We start from the raw sequence: 17,907 nt of genomic DNA on the forward strand, positions 1-17,907 counted from the left end.
TTACGCTCGGGGTTATGCCGCCCTCGGTCGCCGTGGTCACCGACTCGACCGCCTACCTGCCTGCCGTCCCGGGTGTCACGGTCGTCCCCGTCCAGGTGATCGCCGGCGGGGTCTCGTACGACGAGCCGCTGTTCACCGGCGACCTCACCACGGCCACCACCTCCCGCCCCGCCCCGGAGAGCTTCGCCTCCTGCTACGCCTCCCTGGCGGCCGCGGGCGCGACCGGAATCATCTCGATCCACGTTTCCCGCGATATGTCCGGCATCGCCGATTCCGCCCAGGCGGCCGCGTCCGATGCGCCCGTGCCCGTGGAAGTGATCGACAGCCGCTCGATCGCCATGGGCCTCGGCTACCCGGTCCTGGCCGCCGCCCGCGCCGCCGCTCGCGGAGCCGCCCTGGAGGTGGTGACGGCGGCGGCCCGCCGCTGCATGGAGACCACCCGGACGTTCTTCTACGTGGACACCCTCGACGCCTTACGACGCAGCGGCCGCATCGGCACCGCCGCCTCCCTCGTCGGCTCGGCCCTCATGATCAAGCCGCTGCTCCACATCGTGGACGGCCGCATCTCGCTCCTGGAGAAGGTCCGCACGTCCTCCCGCGCCATCGCCCGTCTGGAGGACCTCGCCGTCCACGCTGCGGGCGAGGGGCCCGTGGAGGTCGCCGTACAGCATCTGGGGGCGAGCGACCGCGCCGAGGCCCTGGCAGAACGCCTGCCGAAGCGGCTGGCCGGGCTGGTGGAGCTGCGGGTGGTGGAGGTGGGGGCGGTGATCGGCGTCCACGTGGGGCCCGGCATGCTGGGCCTCACGGTCACATCCGGCACCCCCTGATCTTTCGCCGAAGCCGCACGCACACCACCTCGCCTGAGGGACTGGTACCCCCGTCGCCCAGCAGGCCCCTCACCCCCTGAAGCGCAGCAGAACGGTCAGCCCTGCGACATCCAGCAGAACCCTCAGGCCTGCACGCCCGAGCAGAGCCTGAGCCGTCAGAGGCCGCCCAACAGCACCCTCAGCCATCAGATGCCCGGCAGTTAACTCTCCGAGGCCCAGCAGGACCCTTTAATCCGAGGCCCTGCATGGCTCTTCGGCCCTGACGACCAGCAGGCCCCCAGCCTTCCGACGCCGAGCATGGCCCTCAGCCCAGCAACACTCGGCATCTTCAGCCCTGCGACGCCCTGCAGAGCGCTTCGGCCCTGAGGCGGCCGAGGGTGCGCCTCCTGCCCGGCGATGGGCAGTACCACGGCTTCCCAGCCCTGCGAGGCCCAGCAGAGCCGGTCGGCCCTGAGGAGGCCGAGCGTGCCCGTCCAACTCGGCGACCCCCAGCACAACACCCCTCAGCCCTGCGACGCTCAGCATGACCCTTCAGCCTCGTGCGCAGTCCTACCACACCCTGCCCGCATCCTCCTGAGCGTGATCCTCAGCTCGCTTACGTGCACGCTCACCTTGATCATGCCGGCCTGGTTGTCCACACCCCCTTCGCTCATCTCCCGCCCCATCCCCAGAATGCGGTTCGGGACCTCCCCGAGAACCGCTGAGGATCTACGTTCTCAGCCGTGCGAACCCCCGACCCCACGGCGGAGCGGACCATAGCCGAATCCCGGCTACGGTCGATCACCGCGCCTACCCGCCGCTCCCGCCGCTCTCTCGGTCGGCTCACAGGCGCCATGACCGAGCCGGCGGCCGGGGCCCATGCACGGACCCACGACTCAGCACAACAACCCGGACAGCCTTCAACCGAACCCCGTGAGAGAGAAGCTTGGGACGATGCCGCCCTCACCCTGCGCCACGGAACCCGCTGGGAGGACCCTGCACCCGCAGCATCAGGCGAGGGCGAGGAAAGCCGCTGGAACGACACTCCCTCAAGAACACCTCCAGAGGGGCATGACCATGCTGATGCCGTCACCTCACGCGCACCCCACCAAATCCCCAACCAACGATCAAACGCATCACCACCACCCGACCAAAAGCGCGGACCCGCCCCCGTCCCACCCACCTTCCAAGCATTCCGCGCAGCCCTCACCTCCCAGGCCCCAGCCCTCGACCCAGGCAAGCCCGGCCTCCGAGTCCTGCTGGTCTTGGGAGCCCTCGCCGCAGCCGTAGCAGCGTTCTTCCTCTGGCGCTCCCAGCCTTCACCGGAGCCGTTGCCACCCCCCACCCCGATCTCACACCCACCGAGGTCGCCGTCCCCCACCGCCGTCGCCAAGGTGACCGTCCACGTCACCGGCAAGATCCGCAAACCGGGCGTCTACCTACTCCCAACAGGCGCCCGAGTCACAGACGCGGTGGCAGCAGCCGGAGGAGTCTCCCGCGGCGCCTCCACAGGCACACTCAACCTCGCCAGACGCCTGATCGACGGCGAACAGATAGTCGTAGGCACCCCCACCGGCCAGGCAACCCAAGCTTCACCCATCGCAGACCCGGCCACTACCCTGCTCGACCTCAACTCCGCCACAACCGACCAACTCGAACAACTCCCAGGAGTGGGCGAAGTCCTGGCAGCCCGCATAGCCCAGTTCCGAGACACTCACGGCGGCTTCACCACCGTCGAACAACTACGCGAGGTGACCGGCATAGGCCCACGAAAGTACGAAGAACTCAAGCCAAAGGTCCGCGTCTGACATGGCCACCCCGCGTACCGACGACACCCGCCCAACACCCCCAAACCGAAACAACACCAACTCTCCACTCGACAGCGCCCGGTCTTCCGACGGTGCCCGGTCTTCCGACGGCGCCAGCACGAACACCGGAGCCACTCACCCCGATCCCGACACTGCCCAGCGTGAACACACCTGGCCCCTCATCCTCCCCGCACTGGCCGCCTGGGCAAGTGCCTTGGTCCTAATCGGCTGCTCCGCCCGCACAGCCCTGATCGTCACCCTGTCCACAGCCCTGGCCGCCGCAGCCGTAGCCTGGCCCGCCCGACCCATACTGCGGCGCACCCGCCTCCCATCCCAGCAAGCACCCACCACCCGGACCACCCAACACAGGGACCCAGCCACCCGGTGCGAGGATTTGGCCGCCCAGCGCCGCGCGAGCCGCATCTGGCCCTGGCCCACCCACTCACCGATCTTGCTGACGAGCCTGGCCAGCAAGCTCGCCAAGCTCACGGATCGGCATCCGTGGCCCACGGATGGACGTTCACAGTCACCCACCGACACTGGCCGCCACCCTGCATGGGATCCACCCTCCCGACCCCCGCAGACGTGGCGAGAACCTTGCCTCCCTTCCGACCAGCATCGGAGCCCGCACCCCCAACGGGAATCACGGCGACCACCTCACCCCACCCCTTGGCGCAACATCACCATTGCCACCCTCATCTGCGCGGCCGCTGCCTCAGCGTCGATAGCCCTCAGAGTCCACGCCCTGACCACCGGCCCAACAGCCGACTTGGCCAAGAAGAACACCTCTATCAAGGCCCAGATCGCCCTAACGGACGACCCCAAGCGCAGACAAAACAGAAGCGGTCACTTCAACCAAGAGAGCTACGTGACCCCGGCCACCCTGAAGATCATCCAAACAGCCGGCAACCGCCAGGCCGTCAACGTCCCCATCACCGTCTTCGCCAACGGCCACGACTGGAGCACCCTGCTCCCCAGCCAGCACGTAGAAGTGACCGGTCGCCTGGCCAAGCCAACCCCAGGCGACCTCGTCGCAGCCATCCTCCTGGTGCAAGGTCCGCCACGAGTCCTGACGCCTCCGTCCCTGCTCCAAACAGCAGCGGGCAGCCTCAGGTCGGGCCTACGGGCAGCCGCCGCCACCCTCCCCACCGACCAGCAAGGCCTCCTGCCGGGTTTGGTCGTCGGCGACGTCTCACGCATGGATCCCCAAGTGTCGTCCGACCTCAAGGAGGCCGGCCTGAGCCACTTGAACGCAGTGAGCGGAGCAAACCTCGCAATCGTGGCAGGCGCCGCCCTCGCCCTCTCCCGCCTCATCGGGCTCTCCCTCCCGGTGAGGGCTGTCTTCGCTGCCATCGCGATGCTCGCGTTCGCCGTGGTCGCCCGCCCCTCGCCAAGCGTTCTACGCGCCCTCCTGATGGGCCTTGCCGCCGCCATTGCCCTGGGCACAGGCCGAGCAAAGGACGGCCTCGCGGCCCTGTCGGCAACGGTCCTCCTCCTGGTGCTGTTCGCCCCAGAACTAGCCCGTTCGTACGGCTTCGCCCTCTCGGTGGCGGCCACCGCCGGAATCCTCGTCCTCGCCCCACGCTGGCGCGACCGCCTGTCACCCCCAAAAGCCGAGGACGACACCGACGGTCAGAACAACACAAAAGACAGTAAGCACCCTGACCGTGACCCACAGGATGAGCTAGATCTGCGGCGACAACACGCCTCCCGCCCGGACCACAGCCTGCATCCGGACCACAGCCTGCAGTCGAATCCTGATCTCAAGTCAGAGCGGGCTCTGCCGTCGACGACTGGAGGCTGCTTCAGGGTGCCGTATCGGTGGCCGCGCTGGATGGCTGAGGCCGTTGTCGTACCGGTGGCCGCGCAGGTGGCGGTGACGCCCATTCTGGTGCTGATGTCGGGGCAGTTGACGCCCGTCGCTGTGATCGCCAACCTGCTCGTCGCCCCGGCGGTGGCCCCCGCGACGTTGCTCGGTTTCGGTGCCGCCCTGGTGGCGCCCGTATGGCCCGGCGGCGCGGAGCTTCTCGTCGTCCCGGCCGGTTATGCAGTCGGGTGGATCATCATCGTCGCCCGCTGGGCAGTGAACCTGCCTTTCGCCACCGTGCCGTGGCCAGGCGGGCTCCCGGGGTTGGGGTTGCTGCTGCTCGCGGTGGCCATCGCCGTGCCGATCCTGCGGCGCAGGGCGTGGAGGGCCGTGGCGATGGCCGTGGTCGGTGCGGTCTTGGTCGCCGTACTGGTGATCCCGCCTATCGTCGGCTCCTGGCCGCCCAAGGGGTGGTTGATGGTGATGTGTGACGTTGGGCAGGGGGACGGGCTGGTCGTGGCGGCGGGACCGGGAAGAGGGATCGTGGTCGACACCGGGCCTGATCCGATCGTCATGGATCGGTGCCTGCGCAGGATCGGCGTCGACGACGTCCCCCTCCTGATCCTCACCCACCCGCACGCCGACCATGTGAACGGCCTCCCCGGCGTACTCCGCGACCGGCGCGTCGGCGCCGTGGTCGTCAGCCCGCAGCCCCCGAACGCGAGAGCCATCGCGCATCTCTCGGCGACGCTGGCACGCCGTGGGATACCGGAATGGACGGCCTCACCCGGAACTCGGTGGCGCTTCGGCCCGTCAGAGCTGACCGTGCTCGGTCCCGACCCCGCCTTGGGTGAGATGAGTGGGCAAGGGGAGGGAAGCGCAATCAACAACTCCAGCGTCGTCGTCCACGTACGCTGGCGGTCCGGATCCGTTCTGCTCAGCGGTGATCTGGAGACGGAGGCGCAGGATGAGCTGTTGCGCCGGACGGCGGTACAGGCCGACATCCTCAAGACTCCGCACCATGGGTCCAACCGGCAATCCCCGGCCTTCTTGTCGGCTGTCGGCGCACGGGCGGCCTTGATCAGCGTGGGCGCCGACAATGACTACGGCCATCCCGCCTTGTCCACGCTTGCCATCCTGCGTCGGCTGGGAGCCAGCATCTACCGGACCGACCAGTCCGGCGACCTTGCCATCGTGGAGCGGGAGGGGCGGATGGCAGTGGTTCCCCGCGGCCCGTAGTCCCCATACCCGTCGCCCCTGTGGTCCGTGGTTTCCCGTTGTCCCGTGGCCCGTTGTCCCGTGGCCCGCAGTCCCCGTGGCCCGCAGTCCCCGTGGCCCGCAGTCCCCGTGGCCCGCAGTCCCCATGGCCCTGCACCCCGTGGCTCTCCAGCCCGTGGCCCCCCACAGCTCGTTGCCTTCACAGCCCGTGGCCCGCCAACCGGTGGCCCCCACAGCCCGTTGCCTCCACAGCCCGTCCCCGCCACGGTGCCCGGAGCGGGCGGTTCCGCCTTGGATCGCGGGTCCTCAGGTGAGCGTGTCCAGAGGCACCTGGTCCGTCTGGTGGGTGCAAGGGGGTGGCGCACCTGCAGCTGCGGTCTGGTGGGTGCAGGGGGTGGCGCACCCTCAGCTGCGCGGGTGGGTGTCCGGGGGCGTATGGCCGTGAGGGCTGGAGCTGCGCGTGGTCGTTTCCGTTGTGTTCGCGACAGTGCATGCTCCGGATCGGGCCTGAGGGCTCCGGATCGGGCCTGAGGGCTCCGGATCGGGCCTGAGAGCTCCGGATCGGGCCTGAGGGCTGCGGGCCTGAGGTTTGCGGGCCGGGCCTGAGGTTTGCGGGCCGGGCCTGAGGTTTGCGGATCGGGCCTGAGGTTTGCGGATCGGGCCGGGGCGGCGAAGGGCGTCAGGGCCCGGCGGCGTGTACGGGGTGTGCTCCGAGTACCGGGTTGTCGGTGACGCATGGCATGCTGCCTGACATGGCGGGAACCGATCCAGCACCTGTGACCCTGGTCCTCGGTGATGAGGAGCTGCTGGCCGAGCGGGCGGTGAGCAGTGTCGTCGCGGCGGCGCGGGCCGGCGACCCGCAAGCCGAGGTGCAAGACCTCATGGGCGGGAAGGTCGCGGTCGGTGAGTTGACGCAGCTGACCTCTCCGTCGCTCTTCGGCGATCGTTCCGTGGTAGTGATCCGGTCGGCTCAGGATCTTACCAAGGACGTCATCGCCGAGGTCGTCACCTATGCCAAGCAGCCCTCCGACGACGCCGTGCTCGTCCTGTCGCATCCGGGCGGGGTGAAGGGGAAGGCGCTGGTCGACGGGGTGAAGAAGGCCGGGGCCACGGTGGTCACGGTCAACAAGGTCACCAAGGCGGGGGAGCGGCTGGACTTCATCAAGGGGGAGATCAAGCGGGCCGGGCGGGGCATCTCCGGGGACGCGGCCCAGGCGTTGCTCGACGCCGTGGGCAACGACCTGCGGGAGCTGGCGGCGGCGTGCAGCCAGCTGGTGTTCGACACGGAGGACAAGACGATCAGCGCGGCCGCCGTGGCCCGCTATCACAAGGGCCGGGCCGAGGTCACCGGGTTCAACGTGGCCGACTCCGCTGTCGAGGGGCGATTGGCCGACGCGCTGGAGCAACTGCGGTGGGCTCTCGGCACCGGGGTCGCGCCCGTACTGCTGGTGAGTGCGTTGGCCGGGGGCCTGCGGTCGCTGGCCAAGGTCGGCAGCGCACCGCGCAACCTCCGAGGCGGACAGTTGGCCGGCCATGTCGGCATGCCGCCGTGGAAGGTCGATCGGGTGAAGCGGCAGCTGAACGGGTGGGGGCCTGAAGGGCTGTCCAGGGCGATCCAGGCTGTGGCGAGTGCGGATGAGCAGGTCAAGGGCGGGGGAGCGGACCCGGCGTACGCGTTGGAGCACGCCGTGCAGGTGATCGTGGCCAGCCGCACGGGGCGGTAACCGAGAGTCGATGTCCTACCTCGGCCTCCGGCAGGCGCCAGGCCGTGGAGGTCCAAATGGGCCGGCTGTACCGACGCAGTCGTTGGCCTCCGGCAGGCGCCAGGCCGTGGAGGTCCAAATGGGCCGGCTGTACCCACGCAGTCGTTGCTGTCGATGAGCTTGAGGCATTGCCCGACGTCGAGGGCGTTGATGCGGGTGTCCTGGTCGTGTCGACGAGCAGGCACCCCTCGGCCGACTTCGTCCCTGACGGGTTCGTCGACCGGTTGTGCGTGCTCGGCCCGGCCTGCGCGCATGTGGACGGGCCACATTCTGGACATCCTGTTCCCCTGGGCCTGAGACGTGCCCGGCCTGCGCGCATGTGGACTGGCCACTCCGAGCTGAGTGAGCTCGGTGTGGCCGGTTGGTGATCTGCCTGATACGCGTCCGTAGGAAGTTCACCCACGAAGGCGTACGGGTCTGAGGGCTCGGCTCGTCGACCGAGCCGGCTCGGCCCGTCAGCCCGCGGCCTGCCCGCCGCCGAAAACCTCCTGGACGAGCCGCTGCGTCGCCTGCTGGTACGCCGCTGCCATGGACAGTGCGGCGTCGTCCACATAGTTCAGCGTGGCGGTCAAGGTCTTGCTGCCATCAGGCGTGCTGTACATCAGCGCCCCGTGACCCGCCATGCCGCCGTTGTGGCTGATGACGGTGCCGCCGCCGTCGGTTTTCTGCACGAACACGCCCAGCCCGTAGCCGGCCTTGGGCTCCGGCGTGCACATCTCGGCCAGCAGCTCGGCCGGCAGCAGCCTCCCGCCCACCAGCGCGGAGATGAACGTGTGCAGGTCGCGCGTCGTCGAGATCATGTCACCGCCGCTGGAGATCCAGGAGGGGTTCTGGCGGGTCACGTCGACCGTCTCCTGCCGACCGGCGTCCTCGTACCGGTAGTAGGCGTGCGCGTGCGGCTCGGGGATCTCCGTCTCGGTGCTCGGCGCCACGGTGCCCGACAGCCCGAGCGGCCCCAGGATCAGCCGCCGCATCTCCTCGGCGTACGAGCGGCCGGTGACCTTCTCGATCAGCAGCCTGGCCAGCACGTAGTTGGTGTTGGAGTAGCTCCAGTCGGTCCCCGGCTCGAACCGTGCCGGCTTGGACAGCGCCAGCCGTACCAGCTCCTCCGGCCGGTAGGTCTTGAACCGGTTGTCGACCCACTCCTTGCCCGAGGGGGTGGCGGGAATCCCCGGCACGTACGTCCCGTCGGCGTCGAAATCGCCGGTGACGTTGAACACCCCGCTGGTGTGCTGAAGCAGCATCCGCACCGTGATCCGCCGATCCAGCCCGAACTCGGGCAGGTAGTCATCCGCGGGAGTGTCCAGCCCGATCCTCCCCTCGCCCACCAGCTGCAGCACCACGGTCGCGATGAAGGTCTTGGTGTTGCTGCCGATTCGGACGTGCCCGTCGATCGGCGGCCCGGCGGTTTCGCCGAGCCTGCATACTCCGGCGCTGCCGGCCCACTCGCCCTGCTCGTCGTGCACCCGCAGCGTCACCCCGACGAATCCGGAATCGACCATCTCCTGGATGACCTTCTGCAACTCCGGGCGATCCTGCCCGGCAGCCGCCGTCGGCACGGCCCCGCTGCCCTCGGCGGCCACCCCGGGCGAGGCCGAAGCGGCGTCGAGCGCTGCGGTGATCTTGCGGGCCATGTCGGCCAGGGTGGGGCTGGGCTCGCCCCGGTGGGTCCCGGCGGCGGCTTCGATGGCGACGATGACGGTGCTGCGGAAGTTGTCGGCCTCGGCCGGATCCTGCTGCTTGAGCAGGCTCATAGATGCGGTCAGGGCCGGCAGCACCTGGTCGGCGAGTTCGGCGACGGACTTGCCGTACTTCACGCCCTTGGGTGCCTTGGTGAGCACGTGGCCGACCAGACCGGTCGCGGAAGTCAGGGCGGTGGAGCCCTCGGTGGCGACCTTGTGGGCCGAGCCGGCGGCACCGGCGGCGGACATCAGGGAGACGGCGCCCCACGCGGCGATCCGCAGGGTGGTCTTGTCCTGGTCGGTAAGGGAGATGGACATGGGGTGTGCTCCTTCAAATCTGTTACGAAATTCGATTGAACGGACGGCAAGCGTCGGGCCGCCCGAGGAGATCGCACCCGGCCTTGAGGCTGCGGTCGCTGAACCGTTCATGGCGTTCACCATCGCGGACCGCGCTGATACCGGTCCGTTGCCGTCCTGACGTCGCCGCTGACACGACACCGCATGGGCGATGTCGGCGGCCACGTTCCTTCTCGTCAGGCGCCGAACATCTTCGCCACCTGCGTGCCCTTGGACTGGTTCTCGGTGATGTAGGGGCGGAGCCGGCGCTCGTAGGCAGGGAATGCGACGAAGTCGGGTGCCAGCCGCATCTCCTCCGGTAGCCGCGGCACCTCCCACTCCACGCCGGCGAAGCGCTCGCGGACCAGGCGTTCCTGCGTGTCGCGGTCGAGCCTGTCGATGTCGGGGGAGTCGGTGGAGACCGACAGGCTCACGGTCATCCGGTCGGGGTTGCTGGAGCTGAACACGTAGACGGCCCTGCCGGGCGCGCTGTACAGCAGGCCCTCGTGGTCGAGCCCCAGCTGGTGTAGCCGACGCCCGACATGTCCAGATGCTGCACGAAGCCGCGGTGGGGACCGAAGACGTGGCGGCGCACGTTGGAGTAGACCCCGTCGGCCCCGATCACCAGGTCGAATCTGCCCCCGGCCGCCCTTTCGAACTCGACGCTGACGCCGTCCTCGTCCTGACCGATCGCGGTGATCGAGTCGTCGAAGACGTAGGAGACGTCGTCGGCGGTGATGCTGTGCAGGATGCGCGTCGCATCGGGTTTGAGCACCTCCAGGTCGCCGGCGAACGTCTCCGCGGGCAGCTCACCGGTCGGCTCCCGTCACCGTCGACCAGCGTGATCGCGCCTATCCCCGTGGCATGATCGCGCATCTGCGACAGCAGGCCCATGCGGTCCAGTACGTCGATGGCGTCGCCGCGGACCCGCACTCACGCCCAGTCGGCACTCCTCCTGCTCCAAGGACTCGGCAACCCGCCGCCGACGCAGCCAGAGCCCTCCTGTGACCGCATCGCCTATCGCTGAAGCCATGAGAGCGGTGAACCGTGGGGCCACTGGGGCTGCTGCACAAGGCCGTTCACCGCACCAGGGCACTGACCCGCAGCCGCCCCGCCACCGGCCGCACTCCCGATGACGCCGATCCCGTCGCCGGCAGCCTCGCGACCGACAGCGCGCAGCGCCGCTGCTGCGGGCTCTGGACGCGGCCGGAGCAACTGCGCCGGGACGACCTCGTTCTGATGTGCCGGGCCCTGGGACGCCCCAAGGAGCTGTGCCGCGCCGAAGAACTCGAACGCCTTTGACGAATGCGCGGGCGGTCAGAGCGTTGGGCGGAGGGGGCGGAAGAACGTTGTCAGCTCCTTGTGCATCAGCGCAGGCTCCTCCAGGGCCAGGAAATGGCCACCGCGGCCGGGTTCGCTCCAGTGGCGCAGGTCGGTGCAGGCGCGTTCGGCGATCGAGCGGGGGATGCCGGACATGGACGGTTCGTGGCTGAGGGTGATGGCTGTCGGCACCGTGATGGGTGGGCGGGGGGTGTTGTGGTCCCAGTCGTAGTACTGCCTGAAGGACGTGCCGATCGAGCCGGTGGCCCAGTACAGCGTCAGGATCGTGAGCAGGGTGTCGCGGTCGAAGCGGGACTCCAGGTCGCCGTGGCAGTCGCTCCAATCCCGATATTTGTCGACTATCCAGGCGGCGAGTCCGGCGGGTGAGTCGATCAGGGCGGCTGCGATGGTGTCGGGCCGGGTTCCCATGATGGCGCTGTAGCCGCCGTCGAGCTCGTCGTACGCCTCCTCGGCCGCCACGAACGCCTGCTCCTCCGCCGACATCGGCGGGTCGTCGAACGACGCGGGGAACGGGGGATGGATCAGGTGGATGCCGATCACCTTCTCCGGGTAAAGCGCGGCCAGCCATTGGGTGGCCCCGCCGCCGATGTCGCCGCCGAAGGCGGCGTACCGGTCGTATCCCAGGGTGTCGGTCATCAGGGTGTGCAGCATTCGCGCCATCGCGGCCCGCGTGAGCGGCTCCGGCGGCAGCTCGGAGTAGAGGAAGCCCGGCATGGACGGGATGACGACATCGAACGCGTCGGCCGGGTCGCCGCCGTGACGGGCGGGATCGGCGAGGCGGGCCGCCAGAGGAAGCATCTCCAGGAAGCTGCTCGGCCATCCGTGGCAGAGGAGGATGGGCATGGGCGCGGGGCCGACTCCGGCGATCCGGACGAAATGCAGGCCCCGCTCGCGGTGGTGCGGCAGCGCGTTGAGCTCGGCCTCCCGGGCGCGGTAGTCGAAGTCCTCCGCCCAGTACGTCACCAGTTCCCGCAGGTACGTGGGGTCGGCTCCGGCCTGCCAGGCATTGGCGCCGGTGCGGTCCGTGAACCTGGTCGCGCGCAGTCGAGCTCGCAGGTCGTCCAGCACGTCGCCGGGTACCTCGATGCGGAAGGGCGAAAGAGTCACGCATATCTCCGATCAGCTGAAACGTCCCACTGGCCTACCACCGCTCGGCGATCCGGATCAACCGGATTATCGGCTCAGTGGAGTGAGTCAGGTGAGGGCGGGTTCGTGGATGATGCCGTCGTTGATCTCCAGGACCCGGTCGGCAAGCGTGATCAAGCTGGGGTCGTGGGTGGCGACCAGGGCCGTGACCCCCTCACTCCGTACGACCGCCCGCAGCAGCTCCATGATCTGCCGCCCCGTCTGCGAGTCCAGCTGCCCCGTGGGCTCGTCGGCCACCAGCAGCCGGGGCCGGTTCGCCAGGGACCTGGCGATGGCCACCCGCTGCCGCTGCCCCCCGGACAGCTCGTACGGCCGCTGGTTGGCATGCTGCTCCAACCCCACCAACGCCAGCAGAAGACGTACGCGGGCCTCCCGCTCCTCCGTCGGCGTCCGGAGCAGCCGCATCGGCACCCCCACGTTCTCCGCCGCGGACAGCACCGGGATCAGCCCGAACGACTGGAACACGAATCCCACCACGTCGCGGCGCAGGGCCAGCAGGTCGTCCTCGGACATGGCGGTGACCTCGTGCCCGGCGACGACCACCCGTCCGGCGTCCGGTTTGTCCAGGCCGCCGATCTGGTTGAGCAGGGTCGTCTTCCCGGACCCCGACCGCCCGCGGACCGCGACGAGCTCGCCCGGGAACACCGAGAACGACACCTCCCGCAGCGCCACGACCTCCTTGGGCCCGGTCCGGTAGACCTTGCGCAGCCCTTCCACCACGACCAGGGGCGAGTCAGTCATCAGAGGGCTCCTCCCGGGCGGGCCACACGCCGATGTGGTCGGATTCGAGCTCGAGGCGCACCCGCCGCTCCATCTCGAGCGCGTTCATGAAGTCGCGCGGCAGCTGCAGCCGCCCGACCCGGTCCAGCACGGCGTACTCCTCGGCGACGATCTGCCCCTCGGCGCCCTCGCGCCGCAGCGTCTCGCTGCTGGTACGCCCGTCGCGAATGCCCACGGTACGGTCCACCTGCTCCGACACCAGCGGGTCGTGCGTCACGACGACCACGGTCACCCCCAGCTCCCTGTTGGCCTTGCGCAGCGCGTCGAACACCTGCTCCGAGGTCTCGCTGTCCAGCTCGCCGGTGGGTTCGTCGGCGAGGATGAGCTGCGGGGAGTTGGCGAGCGCGACGGCGATGGCGACCCGCTGCTGCTCGCCGCCCGACATTTCGGGAATCTTGCGGTCTGCGCAGTACCCGACCCCCAGCAACTCCAGCAGCTCCAGCGCGCGGCCCCCGCGGCGACCGGCCAGCTTCATCGGCAGCTCGACGTTCTCCCTGGCGGAGAGGTACGGCAGCAGGTTGCGCGCGGTCTGCTGCCAGATGAAGCCCACCACGGACCGCCGGTACCGCAGCCGGTCGCGGGCGTTCATCGACAGCAGGTCCATCCCCGCCACCCTGGCCACCCCGGCCGTCGGCACGTCCAGCCCGGACAGCACGTTGAGCAGGGTCGACTTGCCCGACCCCGAGGCGCCCACGATGGCCACCAGCTCGCCCTTGTCGATCACCAGGTCGAGCCCCTGCAGCGCGACGACCTCCACGCCCTCGGTCTTGTAGATGCGTACGAGGTTGTCGCACACGATGTGCGCGTCGCCGCCGAACGCGGCCTTCTCCCGCGTGGCCCTGGCTTCCAGCTCGGACAGGGTCGGGTTCATGAGAGATCCCCCACTCGAAGGACGGCGCCGAGGTTGCGGCGGCGGCTGATGGCGGTGTGCGCGTACGCGCCGAGCACGGCGACGGCGGTGAGCCCGCCCGCCAGCAGCACGGGAACGAACAGGTCGAGCGAGTAGTCGCCGACCGGCAGGTCCCCGGCGTACGACGACAGGTCCACGCCGGCCCCGAGCGCGTACGGCAGGCCGAGACCCAGGCCGAGCCCGACCAGGGCGGTGATGAGGATCATGGGCAGGATCTCCAGGACGGTCAGCCGCTGCGCCTGCCGGTCCGACAGTCCGAGCGTGCGCAGGAACGACACCGCGCTGGCGCGCTCGGCGGCGCCGATGACGAGCGCCAGCACGACGGCGACGAGCGCGTACGAGCCGAGCGCCACCGTCACCACGACCAGCGTCCAGCGCACGGTGCTGGTGAGCGGGTCGTCCTGGATGGCGCTCAGCGCCCCCTCCTGCGACTCCACGGTCGCGGACGGGACCAGCCGCGCCAGCACGTCAGGGGAGACGTCGCCCTTGATCAGCAGGGTGTTCGGGGCGGGACGGGTCAGCACGCTCAGCGGCACCACCATGAACTTGCCCGAGGTGAAGAAACTGGGCACCGACTCGACCACGCCCCGCGTGGCGAGCTTCACCCGCGACTGCCACCCGATCTCGAACGTCCCCCGTCCCCGCAGCTCCGGGGAGACCAGCGCGCCGTCGGACAGCGGGGGCACGCTGATCGGGGCGCCGTCGAGGATCCGGCGCCACTGCGCCACGTCCACGGCGAGCGCCTCGGCCCGCTCCGCGCCGTACCCGACCTGCACCCGCCCGGTCTGCGCGATCAGCACCTGCTCGACGCCGGGCGTCGCCCGCACGCGGTCGATCGAGGCGGCGGGAATCTCGAAGTTCGACGTCACCTTGATCGGCGCGCCCACCTGCTGCCAGGACGCCAGCCGCTGCGTGTCCGCGATCCCGCCGGAGATCACCGCGGCGAACACCGACACGCCCAGCGCGGGCAGCAGGATCAGCACGGGCAGCACGCCGGCGGAGCGCGCCCTGGCCGCCCTGGTCAGCCCCAGGAACGGCACGGCCGCCCGCCCGCGCGCGGCCAGCCGGACGAACAGCCGCAAGGGGTACGGATAGCAGCGCAAGGTGATCAACGCCGCCGCCAGCGTCAGCCCGACGGGCGCCAGGAGCAGGAACGGATCCTGCGAAGCCCCACGGGCCCGCAGCAGGTACGCGCCGACCAGCGCGAGCACCACGACCAGTACCTCCAGCGTGACCCGCCGGGCGGAGGGCCGGCCGGCGGACACGTCGTCGCGGCGCTCGTGCAGCGGCGTCCGATGGACCAGGGCCAGCCGCGCCCCGGCGAACCCGACGGCCGCCACGACCACGACCAAGGGCCCCAGGTGCACGATGGGCAGCGCGGGCCCGGGCACCAGGAACGAGAGCCCGTACCCGGCCAGCGCGGCGGGCAGCACCGCGACGCCGGTCAGCAGCGCCCCGGTCCCGGCCACCTGCCGCAGCGACCCGCCGCGCGCCCGCGCGAGGGACAGCGTGTGATCGAGCCGGTTGCCCAGCAGCAGCACGACCAGCGCGATCACGCCGAGCGCCACCGCCAGCAGCCCGCCGAGCACCAGGTACATCACGGTCTGCGCGGTGGCCACCTCGGCGAGGAAGTCGCCGAGCAGCTTGGAGAGCCCGGTGCCCAGGTGGTACGGGCTGGCCGTCGACTGGAGCGCGGCCACCCGCCCGAACTCGGCGACCGCCGCCTGGAGGTCGGGCGCGGCCAGCGCGCTCGCGCCACGGGCGTCGATCGGCAGGACCCAGTGGTAGGACAGGTTGCGCCCCTCGCCGCTGAGTGCGGCCAGCCCCTCCTCGGGGATCAGCGTCGTGACGTGCTTCTCGAGCTCGTCGCTGCCCGGCGTCTGCGCCTTGATGACCTGCAGGAGGTCGACGTTGTGGGACCAGTAGCGGTCACGGGGGTCCTTGGCCTTGAAGGCGCCGACGATCTTCAGGGCGGCGTAGTCGTTCTCGCCGACCATCTTGGTCTGGCCCACCTTGTAGCCCAGCTCGGGCAGGGCGTCCGCGACGATCCCCACCTCGAAGACCGGGATCGTCTCGCCCTCGTACCGCATGGTCGAGGGCTTGCCGGGCGCCCGCCCCTGGACCCAGTCCACGCGCCGGTCCGCGTCGGAGAGCCAGCCCAGGTTCATGTGGGTATGGCCGCGGGTCCCGGTCACGGGCGTCGAGGTGGTCTTGGCGCTCATGTGGCCCGCGCCGCTCGCCAGCGGGCGCAGCGCCGGCGGCAGGATCTGGCGCCAGCGGCGGTCGCGGGCGTCGAACTGGCCGCGTTCGTGCAGGTCCTCTTCGGACGAACGCGACTCAACGGACACGGTCAGGTCGGCCTGCACCGCGGGGGCGGCGACCAGTGAGCGGCGCAGCGCCTCGTCGAACGACGCCTGCATCGCCCTGGGCAGCCCCGCGACCAGCAGGCAGGCGCTCAGCGCCAGCACGAAGAGCACGGCCATCGTGCCCAGGTGCACGCGGGCGAGCAGGGCGATCCTCACCGTTCCTCCACGAGTTGCCCGTTTTGCCCGCGCAGGCGGCGGGCCAGCCCGGCCACGATGGCGATCAGCACCGCGGCCACCAGCGCCAGCATCGCCGCGGTGGCCGCCCACGGGATGTCGAGCACGACGCCGGGGGTGACGGCCGAGGCCTGCCCGGTCAGGACGATGTGCGGCACGACCAGCATGCCGACGACCACGGCGAGCCCGGTGCCCGCGACGAGCGACAGCCCGATGACGAACGCCTGCTCGACCGCCAGCACCCCGAACACCTGCCGGGAGCTCACCCCGAGCGCCCGCAGGATCGCGAACTCGCCCATGCGCTCCCGGGCCGCGACGGTCGCGTTCACCAGGAACCCGAGCGTCGCGAAGACCAGCGCCGCCGCGAACCCGAGCATCAGCGCCCCCTGCAACCCGCTGGCCAGGGGGTCGTCCCGCAGCTCGGCCGCCAGCCTGCGCTGGTCGAGCGCGGTCACGTCCCACTCGGGCCGCGTCTGGAGCGCCTTCACCGCGGGCGCGGTGTCACCGGCCGCGAGCCACCATTCGGTGGCGGGCCTGGGCAGCTGCGCCGCGGCCAGCTCGTACGTCTGCAGCGTCCCCCAGTCGGCGAGCACGGCCTTCTGCCCCGCGGGGGTGGTCGGCATGCTGTCCACGACCCCCACCACCTTCACCTGGAGCACCCTGCGGTCGATGCTGGCCGGCCCGACCTGGCCGACGGCCAGCTTGAGCGAGGCGGCCAGGTCGGCGGTGAGCACCACCGGCAGCGGTCCGGGCTTCGGCAGCGGCGCGAGGCCGGCGGCCGCGGGCCGCGTCACCTTCATGGACACCGGCGGCGTCGCCACCTCGCGGCCGTCGGCGCTGAGGCCGGTCAGGGTCAGGTTCGCGGGGGTCTGGGGGGTGCCCGCGACGAGGCCGCGCAGCGACAGCGGGTACGTGATCTTCCCGGTACGCCCGGCCAGCGCCCGGAGGTCGACGTCGATCCGGTTCTCACCCTTGCGCAGCACGCCGAGCGACACGTCGCGCCACACGCCGAGCGCGTCGGAGAGCACCAGCCGCAGCGGCAGCTCGCCGTCCGCCTCCGCCCGCAGCGTGAGTGCCGACGGCTGCCCGGGAAGGTCCAGCTTGCCCGCCCGGTCTCCCACCAGCGCCCGTGACATCTCCCCGACCGGTTGCGCGGACAGGTCGGCACGCAGGTGGAACAGCTCGCCGAGCTTGCCCGCGTCCAGGCCGAGCAGCAGCGCGCTCTCGCCGCTCACCTCGGTCTGCCCGCGAAATCCCGGCGAGTACGCCGTGACCCCGGGCAGCGCGGTGAACGCCGTCCCGCGCCCGAGCGCTCCCAGCTCCGGCCCGTCGGGGGGACCGGACAGCCGCAGGTCGGCCCCGGCCTGGTGGCGGGCCTGGTCGGCCTGCGAGGCCCGCCAGGTGGACGCCGTGGCCATGGACACGATGCCGATCGCGATGGCCATGGTCAGCAGCAGCGCCGGGCCCGCGTAATTGAGCGGCCGCCTGCTCACCTGCCAGGCCCCGAGCGCGGGGGCGAGCGCCGGCCGCCTGGACGTCACCCGCTCGGCCAGCTTCGAGACGCGCGGCACCAGCCGCAGCCCCAGCATGCCGCCCGTGAGCAGGGCCAGGGCGGGCCCGGAGATGATCAGCGGGTCGATGCCGAGCCCGCCCGCGGCCGTCGCGGTCACCGGCGCGCCGTAGCGCTGGAGCTGCCAGATCGCCAGCCCGGCCACGACCAGCAGCGCCAGGTCGGCGCCCGCCCGCTCGATCAGCCCGCGCCCGCCGCCG

Annotated in this window: 13 protein-coding genes; 5 read left to right on the top strand and 8 right to left on the bottom strand. The window is 70.6% G+C overall.

The genetic code is table 11. The annotated features are described in order from the left end of the window. Positions 1-14: 14 nt before the first annotated feature. The 4 genes from ACWDX9_RS26475 (at position 15) to holA (ending at position 7,363) form a co-directional block, all read left to right on the top strand. Positions 15-827: a DegV family protein gene (locus tag ACWDX9_RS26475; protein WP_449958359.1), complete on the top strand. Its 813-nt coding sequence runs from the start codon at positions 15-17 to the stop codon at positions 825-827. Positions 828-2,200: 1,373 nt separating this feature from the next. Then, positions 2,201-2,614, top strand: coding sequence for a helix-hairpin-helix domain-containing protein (locus ACWDX9_RS26480; protein WP_449958362.1), 414 nt, complete (start codon positions 2,201-2,203; stop codon positions 2,612-2,614). Positions 2,615-3,383: 769 nt separating this feature from the next. Continuing rightward, positions 3,384-5,660, top strand: coding sequence for a ComEC/Rec2 family competence protein (locus ACWDX9_RS26485; RefSeq protein WP_449958366.1), 2,277 nt, complete (start codon positions 3,384-3,386; stop codon positions 5,658-5,660). A 731-nt stretch (positions 5,661-6,391) separates the two neighbouring features. Next, entirely contained in the window at positions 6,392-7,363 is a 972-nt protein-coding gene (gene holA, locus ACWDX9_RS26490; protein WP_449958369.1) for a DNA polymerase III subunit delta, read from the top strand. Between the two features lie 494 nt (positions 7,364-7,857). Here holA and ACWDX9_RS26495 read toward each other — a convergent pair whose 3' ends face one another. From ACWDX9_RS26495 to ACWDX9_RS26505, 3 genes are all read right to left on the bottom strand, one after another. After that, positions 7,858-9,402, bottom strand: a complete 1,545-nt coding sequence (locus ACWDX9_RS26495; protein ID WP_449958371.1) for a serine hydrolase domain-containing protein — start codon at positions 9,400-9,402, stop codon at positions 7,858-7,860. A 215-nt stretch (positions 9,403-9,617) separates the two neighbouring features. Then, positions 9,618-9,860 carry a hypothetical protein gene (locus ACWDX9_RS26500; RefSeq protein ID WP_449958374.1) on the bottom strand — a complete coding sequence of 81 codons (243 nt, stop codon included), beginning with the start codon at positions 9,858-9,860 and terminating at the stop codon, positions 9,618-9,620. After that, positions 9,857-10,195, bottom strand: a complete 339-nt coding sequence (locus ACWDX9_RS26505) for a hypothetical protein (protein ID WP_449958377.1) — start codon at positions 10,193-10,195, stop codon at positions 9,857-9,859. Before ACWDX9_RS26505 ends, ACWDX9_RS26500 begins: the two co-directional genes overlap by 4 nt. 272 nt (positions 10,196-10,467) lie before the next feature. Between ACWDX9_RS26505 and ACWDX9_RS26510 the strand changes: the two genes are divergently transcribed. Then, the gene (locus ACWDX9_RS26510; RefSeq protein ID WP_449958380.1) at positions 10,468-10,722 is read left to right on the top strand and encodes a hypothetical protein; all 255 of its coding nucleotides are present in this window, start codon (positions 10,468-10,470) and stop codon (positions 10,720-10,722) included. Between the two features lie 15 nt (positions 10,723-10,737). Here ACWDX9_RS26510 and ACWDX9_RS26515 read toward each other — a convergent pair whose 3' ends face one another. The 5 genes from ACWDX9_RS26515 to ACWDX9_RS26535 form a co-directional block, all read right to left on the bottom strand. Beyond that, positions 10,738-11,868, bottom strand: coding sequence for an epoxide hydrolase family protein (locus tag ACWDX9_RS26515; protein WP_449958382.1), 1,131 nt, complete (start codon positions 11,866-11,868; stop codon positions 10,738-10,740). An 87-nt stretch (positions 11,869-11,955) separates the two neighbouring features. Next, complete coding sequence (locus ACWDX9_RS26520; protein WP_350724889.1) at positions 11,956-12,648, bottom strand: ABC transporter ATP-binding protein; 693 nt, start codon at positions 12,646-12,648, stop codon at positions 11,956-11,958. Further along, positions 12,641-13,558 (bottom strand): ABC transporter ATP-binding protein, encoded by a 918-nt coding sequence (locus ACWDX9_RS26525; RefSeq protein ID WP_192791084.1) that lies wholly within the window; start codon positions 13,556-13,558, stop codon positions 12,641-12,643. Before ACWDX9_RS26525 ends, ACWDX9_RS26520 begins: the two co-directional genes overlap by 8 nt. Further along, positions 13,555-16,119 (bottom strand): FtsX-like permease family protein, encoded by a 2,565-nt coding sequence (locus ACWDX9_RS26530; RefSeq protein WP_449958385.1) that lies wholly within the window; start codon positions 16,117-16,119, stop codon positions 13,555-13,557. The genes ACWDX9_RS26525 and ACWDX9_RS26530 overlap by 4 nt, the downstream gene beginning before the upstream one ends. After that, on the bottom strand, positions 16,116-17,907 hold a 1,792-nt coding region (locus tag ACWDX9_RS26535), incomplete at its 5' end, for an FtsX-like permease family protein (RefSeq protein ID WP_449958388.1). The genes ACWDX9_RS26530 and ACWDX9_RS26535, both read right to left, overlap by 4 nt.

The sequence above is a fragment of the Nonomuraea sp. NPDC003201 genome, assembly GCF_053590415.1.

Bases quoted from the DNA above. Each gene is read 5' to 3' on its own strand.
- holA (WP_449958369.1), top strand. From the start codon at position 6,392: ATGGCGGGAACCGATCCAGCACCTGTGACCCTGGTCCTCGGTGATGAG.
- ACWDX9_RS26525 (WP_192791084.1), bottom strand. From the start codon at position 13,558: ATGAACCCGACCCTGTCCGAGCTGGAAGCCAGGGCCACGCGGGAGAAG.
- ACWDX9_RS26520 (WP_350724889.1), bottom strand. From the start codon at position 12,648: ATGACTGACTCGCCCCTGGTCGTGGTGGAAGGGCTGCGCAAGGTCTAC.
- ACWDX9_RS26500 (WP_449958374.1), bottom strand. From the start codon at position 9,860: ATGACCGTGAGCCTGTCGGTCTCCACCGACTCCCCCGACATCGACAGG.
- ACWDX9_RS26495 (WP_449958371.1), bottom strand. From the start codon at position 9,402: ATGTCCATCTCCCTTACCGACCAGGACAAGACCACCCTGCGGATCGCC.
- ACWDX9_RS26475 (WP_449958359.1), top strand. From the start codon at position 15: ATGCCGCCCTCGGTCGCCGTGGTCACCGACTCGACCGCCTACCTGCCT.